General features: G+C 57.7%; 16 protein-coding genes. 8 read left to right on the forward strand and 8 right to left on the reverse strand.

What is annotated here, in order from left to right; all coding sequences use genetic code 11:
* Positions 1-9 precede the first annotated feature (9 nt).
* Positions 10-777 (reverse strand): arylamine N-acetyltransferase family protein, encoded by a 768-nt coding sequence (locus UTM25_RS07995; RefSeq protein ID WP_194399074.1) that lies wholly within the window; start codon positions 775-777, stop codon positions 10-12.
* 96 nt (positions 778-873) lie between these two features.
* Here UTM25_RS07995 and UTM25_RS08000 point away from each other — a divergent pair, with 96 nt between their 5' ends.
* Positions 874-2,328, forward strand: coding sequence for a PLP-dependent aminotransferase family protein (locus UTM25_RS08000; RefSeq protein WP_194399073.1), 1,455 nt, complete (start codon positions 874-876; stop codon positions 2,326-2,328).
* On the opposite strand, the gene UTM25_RS08005 is transcribed toward UTM25_RS08000, so the two are convergent.
* A complete protein-coding gene (locus UTM25_RS08005; protein WP_194399072.1) occupies positions 2,300-3,184 on the reverse strand; it encodes a LysR family transcriptional regulator in 885 nt (294 codons plus the stop codon). The two genes, UTM25_RS08000 and UTM25_RS08005, sit on opposite strands and share 29 nt — an antisense overlap.
* Before the next feature lie 135 nt (positions 3,185-3,319).
* On the opposite strand from UTM25_RS08005, the gene UTM25_RS08010 reads away from it, so the two are divergent.
* The gene (locus UTM25_RS08010) at positions 3,320-4,300 is read left to right on the forward strand and encodes an NAD(P)H-dependent flavin oxidoreductase (RefSeq protein WP_194399071.1); all 981 of its coding nucleotides are present in this window, start codon (positions 3,320-3,322) and stop codon (positions 4,298-4,300) included.
* Between the two features lie 40 nt (positions 4,301-4,340).
* Here the strand turns inward: UTM25_RS08010 and UTM25_RS08015 are convergent, their stop codons facing one another.
* On the reverse strand, positions 4,341-5,396 hold the full coding sequence (locus UTM25_RS08015) for an SDR family oxidoreductase (RefSeq protein WP_194399070.1): 1,056 nt from the start codon (positions 5,394-5,396) through the stop codon (positions 4,341-4,343).
* Positions 5,397-5,493: 97 nt separating this feature from the next.
* Here UTM25_RS08015 and UTM25_RS08020 point away from each other — a divergent pair, with 97 nt between their 5' ends.
* Together UTM25_RS08020 and UTM25_RS08025 are read left to right on the forward strand one after the other, a co-directional pair.
* Complete coding sequence (locus UTM25_RS08020; RefSeq protein ID WP_194399069.1) at positions 5,494-6,381, forward strand: LysR family transcriptional regulator; 888 nt, start codon at positions 5,494-5,496, stop codon at positions 6,379-6,381.
* 82 nt (positions 6,382-6,463) lie between these two features.
* Positions 6,464-6,733: a hypothetical protein gene (locus UTM25_RS08025; protein WP_045356947.1), complete on the forward strand. Its 270-nt coding sequence runs from the start codon at positions 6,464-6,466 to the stop codon at positions 6,731-6,733.
* Positions 6,734-6,745: 12 nt separating this feature from the next.
* Here the strand turns inward: UTM25_RS08025 and umuC are convergent, their stop codons facing one another.
* Together umuC and umuD are read right to left on the reverse strand one after the other, a co-directional pair.
* Positions 6,746-8,008 carry a translesion error-prone DNA polymerase V subunit UmuC gene (gene umuC / locus UTM25_RS08030; RefSeq protein ID WP_085841737.1) on the reverse strand — a complete coding sequence of 421 codons (1,263 nt, stop codon included), beginning with the start codon at positions 8,006-8,008 and terminating at the stop codon, positions 6,746-6,748.
* Entirely contained in the window at positions 7,992-8,426 is a 435-nt protein-coding gene (gene umuD, locus UTM25_RS08035; RefSeq protein WP_194399068.1) for a translesion error-prone DNA polymerase V autoproteolytic subunit, read from the reverse strand. The genes umuC and umuD overlap by 17 nt, the downstream gene beginning before the upstream one ends.
* A gap of 287 nt (positions 8,427-8,713) precedes the next feature.
* Between umuD and UTM25_RS08040 the strand changes: the two genes are divergently transcribed.
* Positions 8,714-8,914, forward strand: a complete 201-nt coding sequence (locus UTM25_RS08040; RefSeq protein ID WP_032657653.1) for a hypothetical protein — start codon at positions 8,714-8,716, stop codon at positions 8,912-8,914.
* A gap of 45 nt (positions 8,915-8,959) precedes the next feature.
* Here the strand turns inward: UTM25_RS08040 and UTM25_RS08045 are convergent, their stop codons facing one another.
* Complete coding sequence (locus UTM25_RS08045; RefSeq protein ID WP_194399067.1) at positions 8,960-9,826, reverse strand: aldo/keto reductase family oxidoreductase; 867 nt, start codon at positions 9,824-9,826, stop codon at positions 8,960-8,962.
* A gap of 144 nt (positions 9,827-9,970) precedes the next feature.
* Between UTM25_RS08045 and tcp the strand changes: the two genes are divergently transcribed.
* Positions 9,971-11,632 (forward strand): methyl-accepting chemotaxis citrate transducer, encoded by a 1,662-nt coding sequence (gene tcp, locus UTM25_RS08050; protein ID WP_194399066.1) that lies wholly within the window; start codon positions 9,971-9,973, stop codon positions 11,630-11,632.
* Positions 11,633-11,659: 27 nt separating this feature from the next.
* Here the strand turns inward: tcp and smrA are convergent, their stop codons facing one another.
* Positions 11,660-12,223: a DNA endonuclease SmrA gene (gene smrA / locus UTM25_RS08055; protein ID WP_194399065.1), complete on the reverse strand. Its 564-nt coding sequence runs from the start codon at positions 12,221-12,223 to the stop codon at positions 11,660-11,662.
* A gap of 354 nt (positions 12,224-12,577) precedes the next feature.
* On the reverse strand, positions 12,578-13,489 hold the full coding sequence (locus UTM25_RS08060) for a LysR family transcriptional regulator (RefSeq protein WP_194399064.1): 912 nt from the start codon (positions 13,487-13,489) through the stop codon (positions 12,578-12,580).
* A gap of 175 nt (positions 13,490-13,664) precedes the next feature.
* Here UTM25_RS08060 and UTM25_RS08065 point away from each other — a divergent pair, with 175 nt between their 5' ends.
* Positions 13,665-14,975 carry a M20 family metallo-hydrolase gene (locus tag UTM25_RS08065; protein WP_194399063.1) on the forward strand — a complete coding sequence of 437 codons (1,311 nt, stop codon included), beginning with the start codon at positions 13,665-13,667 and terminating at the stop codon, positions 14,973-14,975.
* Positions 14,975-16,420, forward strand: a complete 1,446-nt coding sequence (locus tag UTM25_RS08070) for a M20 family metallopeptidase (RefSeq protein WP_194399062.1) — start codon at positions 14,975-14,977, stop codon at positions 16,418-16,420. The genes UTM25_RS08065 and UTM25_RS08070 overlap by 1 nt, the downstream gene beginning before the upstream one ends.
* Positions 16,421-16,447: the final 27 nt, after the last annotated feature.

A 16,447-nucleotide genomic window follows, 5' to 3' on the forward strand; every position in this document is an offset into this window, starting at 1 on the left:
CCCGGCAGATTACGCGGCGGTCAGCGCAAAACGGTCTTTCAGAACATGGCGGATTTCATCCTCCGCCAGTTTCCGCGTTTCAGTGCCGTTCGCCGTGATGGTTTTCAGCACATCGCCCAGCAAAATCTGGCGTCCCTCCGGGCTGTGCTGCACCACCACCCGCTTCTGCACAAAGATGGCATCCGGGTGCGTGGAGTTAAGGTAGTTGGCCGGAACGAAATCAATCCATTCCTGAGGGGTGAGATCAAAGCCGTACTGCCGGACCCACTCTCCCTCAACCTTCGCCTCAAGCAAATACTCACCCTCCGCGCTGCGGCTCAGTCGGAACGTGTCGAAATCCTGTGCGATCTCAACATCAAGCGTGTCCAGCGCCATCGGCGCACGAATACCGTAGCTGCCGAACCCGAGGTCGCAAAGCCACTGTCGGCTATCTACCTCAGCAACGATCGCCATGTGGGTTTTCGGCCGCCGTGCGGGGTAGAACATCGGGCGCGCCGCTACGAAGCGGTAAGGGATCCCTAACGCCTCCAGCGCCATGGCAAAAAGCCCGTTTACCTCATAGCAGTAGCCGCCGCGCCCCTGCGTTAACACCTTATCGGCGATATCGTCTGGCGCCAGCGAGACAACTTTGCCCGCCTGTACGTCCAGATTTTCAAAGGGAACGGAAAAGAGCTGCTGGCGCATCAGCGCATGCAGGGTGGCCGTATCGGCACCCGCCGGTCCGGTATAGTTTATGCGTTTGAAATAGGTCGAAATGTTGAAGTTATCGCTTTGCATAATGCCTCCTTGTCCTGAACATGCCGGACACTATAGATGGCGCGCATCATTGGCTGTATAGTCAGTTTTATCGAAAATTAGCCTGAACAGTTACCCATGTCTGCCCCGTCCCAGTCCTCTCCTCACTATCGCCGTATTGCGGATATGCTGCGTCTTACCATTACGTCCGGCGCGCTGCGCGCCGGTGACAGGATGATCTCCGCGCGCAAACTGGCCGAACGCGAGCGCGTTAGCCTTCCGACGGCGCTGGAGGCCCTCCGCTGTCTTGAGGCTGAGGGGCTGATCGTTGCGCGCCCGCGTTCAGGCTATTACATCCGCCAGACCAGCCTGCCACCGCGCGTAGAGCCCGCGTGTTCCACGCCGGGCCCGGTCCCCGTTACCATGTCCGCCGTGGCCCGGTCGCTGTTCAGCAGTGCAGAAGCCCGGCTGATCCCGCTGGGCGCCGCCCTGCCCGATCCCGCGTGGCTGCCGGGAGATGCGCTGCAGCGGGCGTTGCACTCTGCGGGCCGTCGTCTGGACGCGCATGGACAGAGCTACAGCCTGCCTCCGGGAAGGCGGGATTTGCGAAGCAAGATTGCCGCGCGCTCTGCCCAGTGGGGAGCCCGGTTCGGCGCGGACGATCTCATTATTACCGCAGGCGCGACGCAGGCGCTGCGCCTGGCCCTTCGGGCCGTGTGCCAGCCGGGTGATGTCGTGGCGATTGAGCAGCCAGCCTACTTTGGTACGCTCCTGCTGCTGGAGGATTTAGGCCTGAAGGCTTTAGCGATCCCCACCGACCCTGTGGAAGGCCTGCTGCTGGAACCGCTGGCGGACGCTATTCGCTGCCACCGCCCAGCGGCCGTTCTGGCCTCGCCCACGGTGCAAAATCCTTTGGGTGCCAGCATGCCCGTCGCGCGCAAGCAGGAACTGGTTGCCCTGCTTGAAGAGGCTGAAATTCCTTTAATTGAGGACGATGTTTACGGTGACCTGGTCGGCGAGGGGCAACGCCCTCCGGCCTGCAAGGCGTTCGACCAGAGCGGGAATGTGATTTACTGCAGTTCCCTGTCCAAAACGCTTGCGCCCGGATGGCGAATCGGCTGGATCGCCGCCGGACGCTACTCCCCACAGGTCTTACAGGCGCGCATGGCCGGAGAATGGGCTGGCGCCCCGCTGCTGGAAGCGGCGACGAGCGACGTTCTGGCGAGCGGCGACTACGATCGCCATCTGCGGCGGCTGAAGCGCCGGATTGCAGAGGGCGTTCGCGCCGTCGTGGCGCAGGTCAAGGCGAGCTTTCCGCCCGGTACGCGCGTTAGCGTACCCGCTGCCGGTTTCCTGCTGTGGGTTGAACTGCCTCAGCGGGTCAACGCGCTGGAGGTGCACCGTCGCGCGCTGGCGCTGGGTATTGGCGTCAGCCCTGGCCCCCTGTTTTCCCCTGCCGCGGAGTTAACGCACTTTCTGCGGCTGAACTGCGCAAACGAACCCACGCCACGCCTGCTGAACGCCGTGGAGCAGATTGGCACGCTGTGTCACGAGCTGGCTGTTTTCACACCAGACTCTCCAGCCATTCGGTAAATACCCGCACCTTGCGGGAGAGGTGGCGGTGTGGATAGAGCAGTGACAGCTTGCGGTCCGGCGAGCGATAGTCCGGCAGGACTTCAACCAGAAGACCGCGGTCAATGTAAGGCTGGAGAAAGAGATTCATCCCCTGCATTAACCCCAGCCCGGCAAGGCCTGCCGCGATGTAGGCCTCTGAGTTATCCACGACAAGCTTACCGGGCAGGGTAATTTCCGCGATGCCTTCTGGCGTGGTAAACGTCCACGGATGAATTTGTCTGCTGCTGTTATTAATCCAGTTGATGGCCTGATGTTTGTATAAATCATCCGGCGCTTCTGGCGTACCGTGTTTTGCCAGCCAGGCCGGGCTGGCGCAGGTCGTGATTTTGATGTTTCCGATTTTACGTGCGATATACTCGCCGTCGTCCAGCTCCCCCACCCGCAGCACGCAGTCCAGGCCATCCCGCAGCATATCCCGACGGCGGTCAGAGCTGCTCAGAATGATGTCGATCTCAGGATGCTGACGATAAAAATCAGGCAGATTGGGTATCACCCGCTGCGTGGCAAAAGAGACCGGCATATCCACACGCAGCTGGCCGTGTATTGCCCGGTCCGTACCAAACGACTCCAGTAATTCGTCCGCCTGCGCCAGCAGGGGTTTACTCCGGCGATAAAACGCTTCCCCATCCGGCGTCAGGCTAATCCGACGCGTTGTGCGCTGCAGTAGCCGGGTGCCGCTGTGCTGCTCCAGAAGCTGTAACGCTTTGGTGACCGCCGGACGATGGACCTGCAGATTCTCCGCCGCCTGGCTAAGACTGCCTGACTCAACAATTTCAATAAAAATTCGAATAGATTCAAAGAGGTTTATTTGCATAAGGAATGCTTTTGCCGCGAGCAGGATAATATGATTGTTATTAATTTTATAACAGTGATGAATGTTTTTGGCTATTTTTCCTAACAATCCTGCGCCCTACACTCTTCCCCATTCAAACGTAAGGGAGAGTCCGCTATGAAAAATAACCGTATTTGTCAGATCCTGGGCATCGAAAAACCTGTTATTCAGGGGCCGTTATCCTGGCTCACGGATGCCCGTTTAGTTGCTGCGGTCAGCAATGCCGGAGGGCTCGGCGTGCTGGGGCCCAATGCCGGTTTAACCGCCGACACCGCGGTCTCCACGCCGGAAGATACCGCCGAAAAAATGCGCGAAGAAATTCGTAAAACCAAACGGCTGACCGAGAAACCCTTTGGCGTGAACCTGATCCCCACGGCCGTTAATGACGTCTGGACTGGGCCTATTCTTCAGGTGGTGAAAGACGAAGGCGTCAGGGCCGTGGTGTATACGGGCTACGGGGAAGGCAGCATTATTCCCGCCCTGTTCCGTGAGTTAAAAGAGGCGGGTATCGCCATTATCTATCGCGACATCAACCCAACGCCGGAGAACACCCGCCTCGCAGAAGAAATGGGAGCTGACATTATCGTCGCCACCGGTTTTGATGAGGGTGGAACGTTACCCGCAACGGCGCTTGGCACCTTTTCCATCGTGCCGCTGATTGCCGATGCCGTGAAGCACATTCCGGTGATGGCCGCGGGCGGCATTACCGATAACCGCACCGCCAGAGCAGCGCATGCATTGGGCGCGGAAGGCGTGTTTGCCGGTTCAGTGTTTATCAGCACGGAAGAAAGCCGCGTGCCGCAGGGCGTCAAAGAGAAAATCGTTGCCGCCAACGGCCTCGATTTGCTGCTTTTCCGCACCGTGCCCCATTACTACCGCTCTCTTCCCGGCAAGCTGGCAGAAAAACTGGCGGCGATGGATAAAGCAGGCGCAAGCAACGACGCGCTGGGCAAGGCGATGGGAGGATTGCGGGGCCCGCGTCTGGGCATGCTCGAAGGCAACACCGATGAGGGCTATATCGCGCTCGGCACGGGGATTGGGAATATTCACAGCGTGAAAAGCGTGGCCGAGGTTGTGAATGCGTTAACGGTTGAGTAAGCACCCGGCGTCCTGGCCTGCACCAGGACGCCCAGGCTCATCAGGGAATAATCCGCGCGGCTCTCAGCTGCGCGAACAGGCTGAAAAACATCTCATCGGTCGCCTGCATTTGCGTAAAGCCCGTCCTGCGCAGCTTGCTCCCGTCACCAAACATGTCGTAATTCCAGCCAAAGACAAAATCGGCAAAATGGCCGTCGCTCAGCTGCAAAATATCCGCTTCTACCAGCCCTTCCCCGGCAAGCTCGCGCCATACGCCGTGATAGTCGTTAAACAGCTGATGAAATGACAGCCTCACCGGCGGCGCAGAGTCCAGTTCAAACCAGCGTGCGATGCGCGGCCACAGCTCGCTCCAGCGCCAGATATCGCCATTGTTTACGTTGAACGCCTGATTCTGTGCCGCAGGTGACGCGGCGGCCCACACCGTGGCCTCGGCCAGCAGCCCGGCGTCGGTATGGTCAACGATGCTGTGCCAGGCCTGTTCCGAACCGGGAAAACGCAGCGGTAACCCCAGCGCCTTGCACAGGGAGGCGTACAGGGCGATGCTGAGCGCAAGGTTCATGGCATTACCCGGTACCGCGCTCCCCACCACGCCCGGCCTGATGGCATTCCAGTGCCAGCGTTTCCCCCGCTGAAACTGGCTGAGCCACGCGAGCTGCGCGGCGTTAAATTCGGCACCCGGTACGCCGGGATCGCTTTCCCGCGCCGGGGTTTTAAACGGTCCCAGATGCGCACCATAGACTTTGTACCCCTGCATCAGGCTTACCGTCTGCAAAGGTGCCGTTTTTTCGAGGGTGCTGACCAGATTACGCAGCATGGTGACGTTTGGCTCAACCATGTCCGTCCAGTTCGCCGCGTTCGCCCAGGCGCTGTAAAAGATGTGGGTGACACCGTTCAGGGCGTGCAGCGCCCGTGCGGTATCCTGCGCGTCCAGTAAATCGACGTTCACCACGGGAATGCCGTCCGGATGGGTTACCTCGCGGCGACTGAGGCCAATCACCTCCCACTGATGGTGCAGGAGCGTGTTGACCAGCTGTCTGCCGACAATGCCGCTGGCCCCCGCGACCAGGGCGACGTTGTGTTGCTGCATCTTATTCATGGTGTTTCTCCGGAAAGGGTGACAGACGCAGTGTGATCTATTATTTTTTCTGGAGATATCCCCTGAAACCGATGACACTTATAAGCAGAATCATTAAATGAATAATAAGCTCACCGCCATTTCTACCTTTCTACGCGTCGCTGAAGCGGGCTCGTTTTCAGCGGCCGCCCGTCAGACCGGCATTAAGCAGTCCGCCGTCAGTCAACAGATCGCGGCGCTTGAGGATGAGCTTGGCGTGGTGCTGCTGCACCGTACGACGCGTACGATGAAGCTGACCGAACAGGGTGAACGTTACCGGCGAGATATGCAGCTTGTTCTGGACGCTATGGGGGAAGCGGAAAGGCGTTTACATCCTGCCGATCATCGCGTTCAGGGACGCGTCCATGTCCAGTTGCCGAGCGGCCTGGGGCAGATCATTTTGCCGCATCTGCTGGCGCTACAGCGCCTGCATCCCGAACTGCAGCTGATGATTTCCCTGGATGACCGCCTTGCCGATCTGGTGACGGAAGGCGTGGATGTCGCGATACGGCTGAGCAGCGAGCCTCCGCAGGCGCACGCGGCTCGCGTGCTGGCGCGTATTGAAGCCGCGCTGTTCGCCGCTCCCGGTTTTCAGGCGGTACACGCCGTCAGCGAGCTGGCGACGCTGCCACACGTACGGTTCAGCGGTATTCCGCTGGATGCCCCCCTGCGCCTGATTTCTGACGAGGAAACGGTTGAGATCAACGTGAATACCGTTTTCCGTGCCAACACCAGCGACGCGCTGCTGCAGGCGCTGGAGTCAGGGATTGGTATCGGCGGCATGCAGCGACCGCTCGTGGCCAGGGCGCTGCAGGCGGGCACGCTGATACCGGTGCTGCCCGAGTGGCGGTTACCCGATCGCTTCCTCTATGCCGTCTATCCTGATGCCCGCTTTATTCCGCAGCGCGTCAGAAAGGTCGTCAGCGTGATTGAACAGTTGCTGCCTGAAATACTCAAGAAAAACTGATTGCTCCCCCGGAAATCACGTGCATTTTTTAACCGCCAGGAATAGAGTGTTTTTACCGTATCCTCCTCTTTCTGGAGCACTTATGCCGGATTACCGTTTTTTCCAAAAAGGCCCGAACCTCATTGCGATCGAGAGCGCAAACACCGATGCGGCCGCTCAGCTCATCGCTCAGGGGTTTGAAAAACAGTTTGAGGAGATTGGCGCCGCGGATGAAAAAGAGGCGCTTACCCGCCTTGCCGATATCCGTAAAAATAACGAAATCGATCGCTATAACTTCCTGGCCGGAGCGGGCGAAATGCCGCTGATCGGCGCGCTGGCGGCTGCGGCAACCTGGTTGGTGCAAAAGAAATAACGCAACCATCTTCTACTTCGCCACCGGCAAATCGGCGTACCGCGTCGTATAGGCCGGTGACAGCATCTCACGCTTCATCGCCCAGGATTTCTCAATACCCTGCCCGGCGAACCATATCTTCCCTTTACCGGAATGATTTACGCTGTCCATCATCTCCATCAGCGCCGCGCTGTTGGCGCGCAGACGATTATCGTCAAACAAATTCAGCTGGGCGACGCCGCTGCTGAAAAAGTCGGCCAGCATGACCCCGGCTTTCATATAGCGATAGCCGTCGAGCCATATGCGCCCCAGCGCCTCCGTGGCGGCGCGGATGATATCGCGCGAGTCATTGGTAGGCGTCATCAGGGTGACAGAAGCCTGATTGCCGTAATAAATTTCATTGTCCGCGTGCGGACTGGTGCGCACAAACACGCTGATAAAACGACAGTATTGATGCTCGCCGCGCAGTTTTTCCGCAGCGCGTTCCGCGTAGGCGCAAATAGCCTGGTGCATCTCTTCATATTGGGTAATACGGTGTCCAAACGAACGGCTACAGATAATTTGCTGCTTCGTGGGGGTGAACTCCTCCAGATCAAGACAGGGCTCACCGCGCAGCTCGCGGGCCGTACGTTCCAGTACCACGTTGAAATGTTTGCGGATGACCCAGGACGACGCTTCCGCCAGCTCCAGCGCCGTGGTGATCCCCATAGCGTTGAGCTTTTTCGTGATGCGCCGCCCTACTCCCCACACCTCCTCTACCGGAACCTTTTCCAGCAGCTTACGCTGCCGCTCGCGGCCTGAGAGATCGACCACGCCGCCAGTGCCGGACCATCGTTTCGCCGCATAGTTGGCCAGCTTTGCAAGGGTTTTGGTCGGGGCAATACCGACGCCAACGGTTAGGCCCGTATTTTTAAAGACCTCTGTGCGCATCTGGTGACCGAACGCTTCCAGCGACAGGCAGTGGCTGACCCCTGAAACGTTCACGAACGCCTCATCAATGGAGTAAATCTCGATTGCCGGGGCGAGATCGGTCAGCGTCTGCATGACCCGACTGCTGAGATCGGCATACAGCGCATAGTTCGAGCTAAAGACGTAAACTTTTGAAGGATATAGCTTTTCTTTGAATTTAAAATACGGCTCACCCATTTTTATGCCGAACTGCTTTGCCTCCCGCGACAGCGAAATAATGCAGCCGTCGTTATTAGACACCACCACAATGGGTTTCCCCTGCAGATCGGGGCGGAAGACCCGCTCGCAGGAGGCATAGAAGCTGTTCACATCAACCAGCGCGAACATATTTATGCGTTTTAAGCGTGTGGGTGACGACGCCGAAGATCTGCAGCTCCTCTTCGGACTGAAAGGTAATCGGCTGATAGCGGGCATTATGCGGCAGAAGTCTCAGAACCGGACGGGTCTGTAGCTCTTTCACCGTAAACTCGCCGGCGACCGACGCCACGACGATATCCCCGTGTTCGGCATTTAACGAACGATCGACCACCAGCAGATCGCCGTCGCCGATCCCCGCTCCAGTCATGGAGTCTCCACTCACCTTGATAAAGTAGGTCGCGCTGGGGTGCCTTACTGCCAGCCGGTTAAGATCGAGACGATCCTCCACATAATCCTGCGCCGGGCTGGGAAACCCACAGGCCACGCGTTCTAAAAACAACGGTAATTCAATGATTTGCTTTGGGTGATAAGAAAAGAGAGTGTCCATAATGCCTTTCCTGCCAGATACTGTATATAAATACAGTATTACGGATTATGGACAAGGATCAAGGTCATTTCCGGAGGTGAACCCAAACGCGTTGAAGTTTGAGCGGTTTTAATTGAGCAACATCGCCTGCCGTTAACAGGCCTGATAGCATAAGTCATATAAAAGTCATCTGGTTTATGACTTATAAAAAATAACATCACTATGCAATAACTACATATTGACTTTAAAGTCAGATAAAAGCATATTTTACAGCACAAATTAACAAGACTTACTGGAGAATATTTTCCATGCCAGCCCGTGACTATCCAGACAAGCGTGTTGCACGCGGTCTGGCAAAGGAGGCCGATCTCAGGATGCTGAGCGCCCGCATCGATCCCGATCTGATGGAGTACATCAGAACCACCGCCTTTGAGACGCGTAAAAGTAAGCAGGAGATTGTGGCGGAAGCGTTAGCGCTGCACAGGCAGAAAAGTCAGACAGGACCCTAAGCGCGCAAAGCCGGAAGCACCCTTCAGGCTTTGCGCGTGTTACCTTTAATCCCTCAGCGAATTCAATGTTTCCAGTGCTTCAGGCGGCAAACACAGCTCCCCCGCCGCGAGATTTTGCCGCAGATGCGCCACGGAAGAGGTGCCCGGGATCAGCAGAATATTCGGGGAACGTTGCAGCAGCCATGCCAGCGCAACCTGCATTGCCGTTACGCCCAGTGAGTCCGCTACGGCCTTCAGCCCGGAAGATTGCAGCGGCGTAAAGCCTCCCAATGGGAAGAACGGCACGTAGGCAATCCCCTGCTGCGCCAGCAGATCCACCAGCGCGTCATCCCCCCGGTTCACAATGTTGTACATGTTCTGCACGCACACCACCGGGACCATCTTCTGGGCTTCCGCAACCTGGGTGGCCGTGACGTTGCTCAGGCCAATATGACGCACCAGCCCCTGCTGCTGTAATTCGGCCAGGATGGAGAGCGGTTCAGCAATCGACCCTTCCGCCGGCCCGTGTGCGCTAAACATGATCCTGAGATTCACCACGTCCAGCACGTCCAGCTGCAGATTACGCAGGTTGTCATGCACCGCCTGCGTCAGCTCCTGCGCGGAAAAGGCCGGTAGCCAGGCGCCTTTGTCGTTGCGACGGGCACCAATCTTGGTGACGAGCGTCAGATCGTCCCGGTACGGATGAAGCGCCTCGCGGATCAGCTGGTTAGTGACATGGGGACCATAAAAATCACTGGTATCAATGTGGTTCACCCCCGCCGCCACCGCTTCGCGCAGCACGTCCAGCGCGGCCTGTTTATCCTTCGGTGGGCCAAAAACGCCCGGTCCGGCGAGCTGCATCGCACCGTAGCCCAGTCGTTTAACCGTCCGCGTCCCGAGCGCGTACGTCCCGCTTTTATCAATGCTGCTCATGTTAACCTTCCTCATAAAAATGATCCGGATTTACAACAGGTTCCTCACCGGAGCCCTTAGTTAAGCGCGAGTTAAATTAAAGTTTAAATTCTATACGACGATAGTATTGGTGTACCTCTGCATCCTTTCTAACGGACGACCGCTATGCTGAAAAATTTGCACGTGATTACCGGTATTATCTTTGCCCTCACCATATTCTGTCTGTTGCAAGTTGTCACGGGAGGGTTGTTCTACTCTGCCGTCAGCAACGATCGCCATAACTTCCAGAATTCCGGCGTGCTCAATGCCCAGCAGGAAAGCCTGAGCGACAGCGTGAACACGCTGGTGAAAACGCGCGTCACCGTCACCCGCGTGGCGATCCGCTACCTGAAAAACCAGCGCGACCCGGCTTCCCTTGCGGCGATCAATAAACTGCTTGGCACCGCAGCCGACTCGCTGGCAAAAGCCGAAGCCTATAACAAAGAGTGGCAGAAGCTGCCGCAGGTTAACGGCCAGGAGACGGCATTAACCGACGAGATGCAGAAGTCCTGGAACCAGATGCACGAAGTGATGCGCTTATCGATTGAGTATCTGCGTGCCGACAACTACCAGGCCTATGGCGATCTGGACGCGCAGCAGGCGCAGGACGAGATGGAAGCGGTCTATAACCGCTGGCGCGCCGAAAACAACACCCTGCTGAAGGCCGCAACCGAAGAGAACCAGAGCAGCTTCACGCAGATGCAGTGGACGCTGGCGGCTATTCTGCTGGCCGTTATCGCGGTTCTGGTGGTCATCTGGCAGGGTTTACAACATCTGCTGTTAAAACCCCTCCACTCCATTATGAACCATATTCGCGCCATTGCAGGGGGCGACCTGACGCAGGAGATCGCTATCTCCGGTCGCAATGAGATGGGCCAGCTGGCCGCCGGCCTGCATGAGATGCAGCAGTCGCTGGTGACCACCGTCAGCGCTGTACGGGGAAGTACGGATTCCATCTACACCGGCGCAGGCGAAATTGCTGCGGGGAGCAACGATCTTTCCGCCCGCACCGAGCAGCAGGCCGCCTCGCTCGAAGAGACCGCCGCCAGCATGGAAGAGCTGACCGCGACGGTTAAACAGAACTCCGATAACGCCCGTCAGGCCACGCTGCTGGCGAAAAACGCCTCTGAAACGGCCGCGCGCGGCGGTCACGTCGTGGATAATGTGGTTCGCACCATGAACGAAATCGCCGACAGTTCGCAGCAAATCGCGCATATTACCGGCGTGATTGACAGCATCGCGTTCCAGACCAACATTCTGGCGCTTAACGCAGCGGTGGAAGCGGCACGCGCCGGGGAACAGGGTCGTGGTTTTGCGGTTGTTGCAGGCGAAGTTCGTACGCTGGCGAGCCGCAGCGCGCAGGCGGCGAAAGAGATCAAAGGGCTTATCGAGAACTCCGTCAGCCGGGTGAATACCGGTTCTGAGCAGGTCAGCGAGGCTGGCACCACCATGAAGGAAATTGTCGCTGCCGTCACCCGCGTGACCGATATCATGGGTGAGATTTCATCTGCCTCTGACGAGCAGAGCCGCGGTATTGAGCAGGTGAGCCTGGCCGTTTCGCAGATGGACAGCGTGACGCAGCAAAACGCCGCGCTGGTGCAGGAGTCCGCCACGGCGGCTGCGGCACTGGAAGATCAGTCCGAGCAGCTGCGCCAGGCGGTAGCCGCGTTTCGCCTGAACGGCAAAGAAAAAGCGGTCGCCCCGCGCCCGGCCAGTCTGAAAACGCCACAGCTGCTGCGCCCGGCGGCGACGACCGCCTCTACCGACAGCAACTGGGAAACGTTCTGAGTCACCGGCGGGCGAGGAGATCGCCCGCTAGCGGCTGCGCTTGGCGTGCCGCTCCCAGTTTTGCTGTTTTGCCTCATCCGATTTTCGCAGTGAAACATAACATGCCCCGCTGCCGCCGTGATGCGGCAGCGCCACGCAGAAAGCCTGCACTTCCTCGAACTCCGTTAACCAGCGCGCCAGATAGCTGCGCACCACATTGGGATGCGAGTTCTGCTCGCGCCCTTTCCCGTGAATGATAATCAGATTACGTAACCCGTCGCGTCCGGCCTGGCGAATAAAAGAATAGAGCATCTGACGGCAGCGTTCGGCGGGCTGACGCAGGAGGTTTAAGCTGGCCTGGCGGGCATATTTACCCGAGCGCAGCTTATCGATAACGCCCTGCTGTATCCCTTCGCGCCTGAACGCCAGCGGTTCTTCCAGGGGAAGCATGTCAAGAAAATCCAGCGTCAGGAAGTTATCCAGCTGTTCGCTATCCACCTCCTCGCGCGCCCGCGTATTGCGGCTGGGCTGCCAGTGAATATCCGCGCAGCGCTTCAGGGGCTGGACATCTTCCATGGCGTCAAGAAAAAATGATTTGTCGTCAGGGTTCATGGACATCCTCCGGCTACATCTGAGGATTGTACTATACCTGCGCCAGAGACCGGCCTCAATCACCGTTACAGGTCGATGCGTGACAATAATATTAACCTGATGAATATATATAGTAATTATTAAATAAACTTAAATCACACTTAACTAAAATTTCAGCAAAGGTAAAATACGTGATTTATGTTAAAAATTCATTAAATCAATCACTCGCCTGCCTTTCATTTTTTGGAAATGGTGTTATACCTAAATATACCTGCCCCATGGAAATAATACCCAGGATTGGCGAAAGGAAGCACTGCTGTGTGTACTATAGGGTCTGTCTGATGTCGGGCAGATCCTGTTTTTTTAATATTAATTTCACGCGAAAATTATTTTTCTCGCTTCCCTTCTGAATTGCGTAATTAATGACTCGGCAAGGGGCGTCTGACGTGAATCACGGCGCTGAATTAAATAATATGTTGCTTTAGGAAGCGATTCGACAACCGGCAGCATGACCAGACGGTGTGCCAGCAGCGGGTCACAGCCTAGCTCCTGCGGCAATATGCTTAAAAAATTACTTTGCGCAACCAGGCTAATACAGGAAGAAAATGTTTCGCAAACCACACCAATTCGCGGTATTTGCGAACGATCGCTAAATACCTCCTCTAATTGCTTATAATAACTTCCCCGCGGCGTCGGCATTGTCCAGTTATAATGCAGGAGTTCATTAATTGACGTTGCCCCCATTGCCGGATGCCCCTCCCGACAAAATACCGCAAACGGTTTTTCGAAGAGCTTTTCAAACGTAAATTCCTGGTCGTAAGGTCCCTGATAATAGGTGTTGATGGTGAAGTCCAGCTCGCCCTGGCGTAATTCATTGATCATCGACACCAGCTGTCCTTCCATAATCCGCACCTTGACCTGCGGATGCTGCGCATGAAAGCGGGTAATAACGGCGGGCATCAGCGTGCGTGAAACGCTGGCCCCCATCCCGATGTTGATCTGCCCGGCCAGCTCCCCCTGCCGCTGACGGATGTCATCCTGCGCCGCGCGCAGCTCTTCCAGAATCAACCTGGCGCGCTGGTAAAAGCCCTCACCGCATTCGGTCAACGCGACGCCTTTACTCCTGCGCACGAAAAGCTGCGCCGCCATGCCCTCCTCAAGCTCTTTGATGGATTTGGTCAACGCCGGCTGGGAAAGATTCAGCGTCCTGCTGGCACCGCGAATGCTGCCCTGTCGCGCAACCTCAACAAACGCCCGGATTTGATGAAATTTAATCTGGAATGTCATAGCCCGACCGATAACCGTTGTTTATCAGAGTAAAGAAACTGTCATCTACTTTAATGGAAAGGGATGTGCGAGGGTAATTCCTGAACGGTTAAAACTGTGAAAAATCGGTTAGTGATAAGTAAAAACTATCACAGCGTGAAGCAGTTCACATATTTTAATGATGACAGGAACAGATATGGACACACTGGCGCAGTACATCCAGACATTATCCCCGCAGCTGAGCGCATGGCGTCGCGATTTTCACCATTTCGCGGAATCCGGCTGGGTAGAGTTTCGAACGGCCGCGAAAGTCGCGGAAATCCTCGACTCGCTGGGCTACGAACTGGCGATGGGCCGCGACGTCGTCGATGCCGAAAGCCGGATGGGGCTACCCGATGCCGCTACCCTGGCGCAAGAGTTTGCCCGCGCACGGGCTCAGGGCGCGCCTGAGAAATGGCTGGCACCGTTTGAAGGCGGGTTTACCGGCATTGTGGCGACCCTCAATACCGGCCGCCCTGGACCGACCCTGGCGTTTCGCGTCGACATGGATGCCCTTGATTTAAGCGAAGCGCTGGATGAAAGCCATCGCCCGTTCCGCGACGGGTTTGCCTCCTGCAACGCGGGCATGATGCACGCCTGTGCGCACGACGGCCACACCGCTATTGGTCTGGGGCTGGCGCAGGTGCTTAAGCAGAATGACGCGCAGCTCAACGGCACCATCAAGCTGATCTTCCAGCCTGCCGAAGAAGGCACACGCGGCGCGCGCGCCATGGTTGCCGCCGGGGCGCTGGACGACGTGGACTATTTCACGGCCATCCATATTGGTACCGGCGTCCCTGCCGGAACGGCGATCTGCGGCAGCGATAACTTTATGGCTACCACCAAGTTCGACGTGAACTTTACCGGCGTTGCCGCACACGCGGGCGGTAAACCGGAGGACGGACGTAACGCCCTGCTCGCCGCCGCGCAGGCCGCCCTCGCCCTGCACAGCATCGCCCCGCACAGCGAAGGCGCCTCCCGGGTGAACGTCGGGGTGATGCAGGCGGGCAGCGGACGCAACGTGGTGCCCGCGAATGCCCTGATAAAGGTTGAAACGCGCGGCGAAAGCGAAGCGATTAATCGGTATGTCTTTGAACACGCGCAGGCGGTCATTACCGGTGCTGCGGCGCTCTACGGCGTGAGCGCCGAGATGCGCCTGATGGGCGCCGCAACCTCCAGCGCGCCGACACCGGCGTGGGTTGATTACCTGCGCGAACAGGCGAGCCAGGTTTCCGGGGTTGTCCACGCCATCGATAAGGTGAAGGCGCCAGCGGGTTCCGAAGACGCCACGCTGATGATGGCCCGCGTGCAGCAGAACGGCGGCATGGCGTCTTATATGGTGTTCGGCACGGATTTGAGCGCCGGACATCACAACGAAAAATTCGACTTCGATGAGCAGGTCATGACTATCGCCATCGAAACGCTGGCGCGAACTGCGCTCAATTTCCCGTGGACGCGAGGTGTGTAATGCAGGAGAACTACGCTTTTATTGCCGATGCGATCGACACGCGATGTCGGACGTTAACCGATATTGCCGACGCGATCTGGGATCGTCCTGAAACCCGCTTTGAAGAGTTCTGGTCCGCCGAACGGCTCGCCAGCGAGCTGGAGGCCGAGGGCTTCACGCTAACGCGCGAGGCCGGCGGTATTCCAAATGCCTTTATCGCCAGCTTCGGCAGCGGGAAACCGGTCATCGCCCTGCTGGGCGAATACGACGCGCTGGCAGGGTTAAGCCAGCAGGCGCACTGCGCGACGGCGCAATCCGCCAAGCCGGGAGCCAACGGCCACGGCTGCGGGCATAACCTCTTAGGCACCGCGGCGCTTGCGGGCGCGGTGGCGGTGAAAAGCTGGCTGTCGCAGCACGGCGGCAGCGGAACGGTGCGTTTTTACGGCTGTCCCGGTGAAGAAGGTGGCTCCGGGAAAACCTTTATGGTGCGCGAAGGTCTGTTTGATGACGTCGATGCCGCCGTCACCTGGCACCCGGAAGCCTTCGCCGGGATGTTTAACGTCAGCACGCTGGCGAATATTCAGGCAGCCTGGCGTTTTCACGGCGTGGCGGCGCATGCAGCCAACTCCCCTCATCTGGGACGCAGCGCGCTGGACGCCGTGACGCTGATGACGACCGGCACCAACTTCCTCAACGAACACATCATTGAGAAAGCGCGCGTCCATTATGCCATTACCGATACCGGCGGGATTTCGCCCAACGTGGTGCAGGCCCAGGCTGAGGTGCTGTACCTGATCCGCGCCCCGGAAATGGCCGATGCACAGCAGATTTACGAACGCATCGAGAAAATCGCCCAGGGCGCGGCGATGATGACCGAAACCACCGTCGAGTGTCGCTTTGATAAAGCCTGCTCCAGCTACCTGCCGAACCGCACGCTCGAGGCGGCGATGTATCGCGCCCTGCAGCACTACGGCACGCCGCTCTGGACGGAGGAAGAACGCGCCTTCGCCCGCGAGATCCGCGCCACCCTGACGCCCAACGATCTGCAAAACAGCCTGAAAAATATTGCCGCAACGGGTGGTGACGCGGGTAAAGCCTTTGCCCGTCGTCATCAGGAGACGCTGCTGGTGGATGAAGTCGCACCTTATGCCGTCACCGACAACGTGCTGGCGGGTTCAACCGACGTGGGCGACGTCAGCTGGAAAATGCCGGTCGCCCAGTGCTTCAGCCCCTGCTTTACCGTCGGCACGCCGCTGCACACCTGGCAACTGGTGGCGCAGGGGCGTACCTCCATTGCCCACAAAGGCATGCTGCTGGCCGGAAAAGTGATGGGCGCGACCGCGCTCAATCTGCTGCAGGACGCAGCGCTGCTGAAAAAATGCCGTGAAGAGTTCGAACAACAATTACAAGAAAAACCGTACGCGTGTCCGATCCCACGAGGCGTGACACCGTCACCTTTAAAATAAAAAAACACAACAACACAACACTCCCGA

The sequence above is a fragment of the Enterobacter sp. 61D5 genome (genome assembly GCF_034107965.1).
GTDB lineage: Bacteria > Pseudomonadota > Gammaproteobacteria > Enterobacterales > Enterobacteriaceae > Enterobacter > Enterobacter cloacae_M.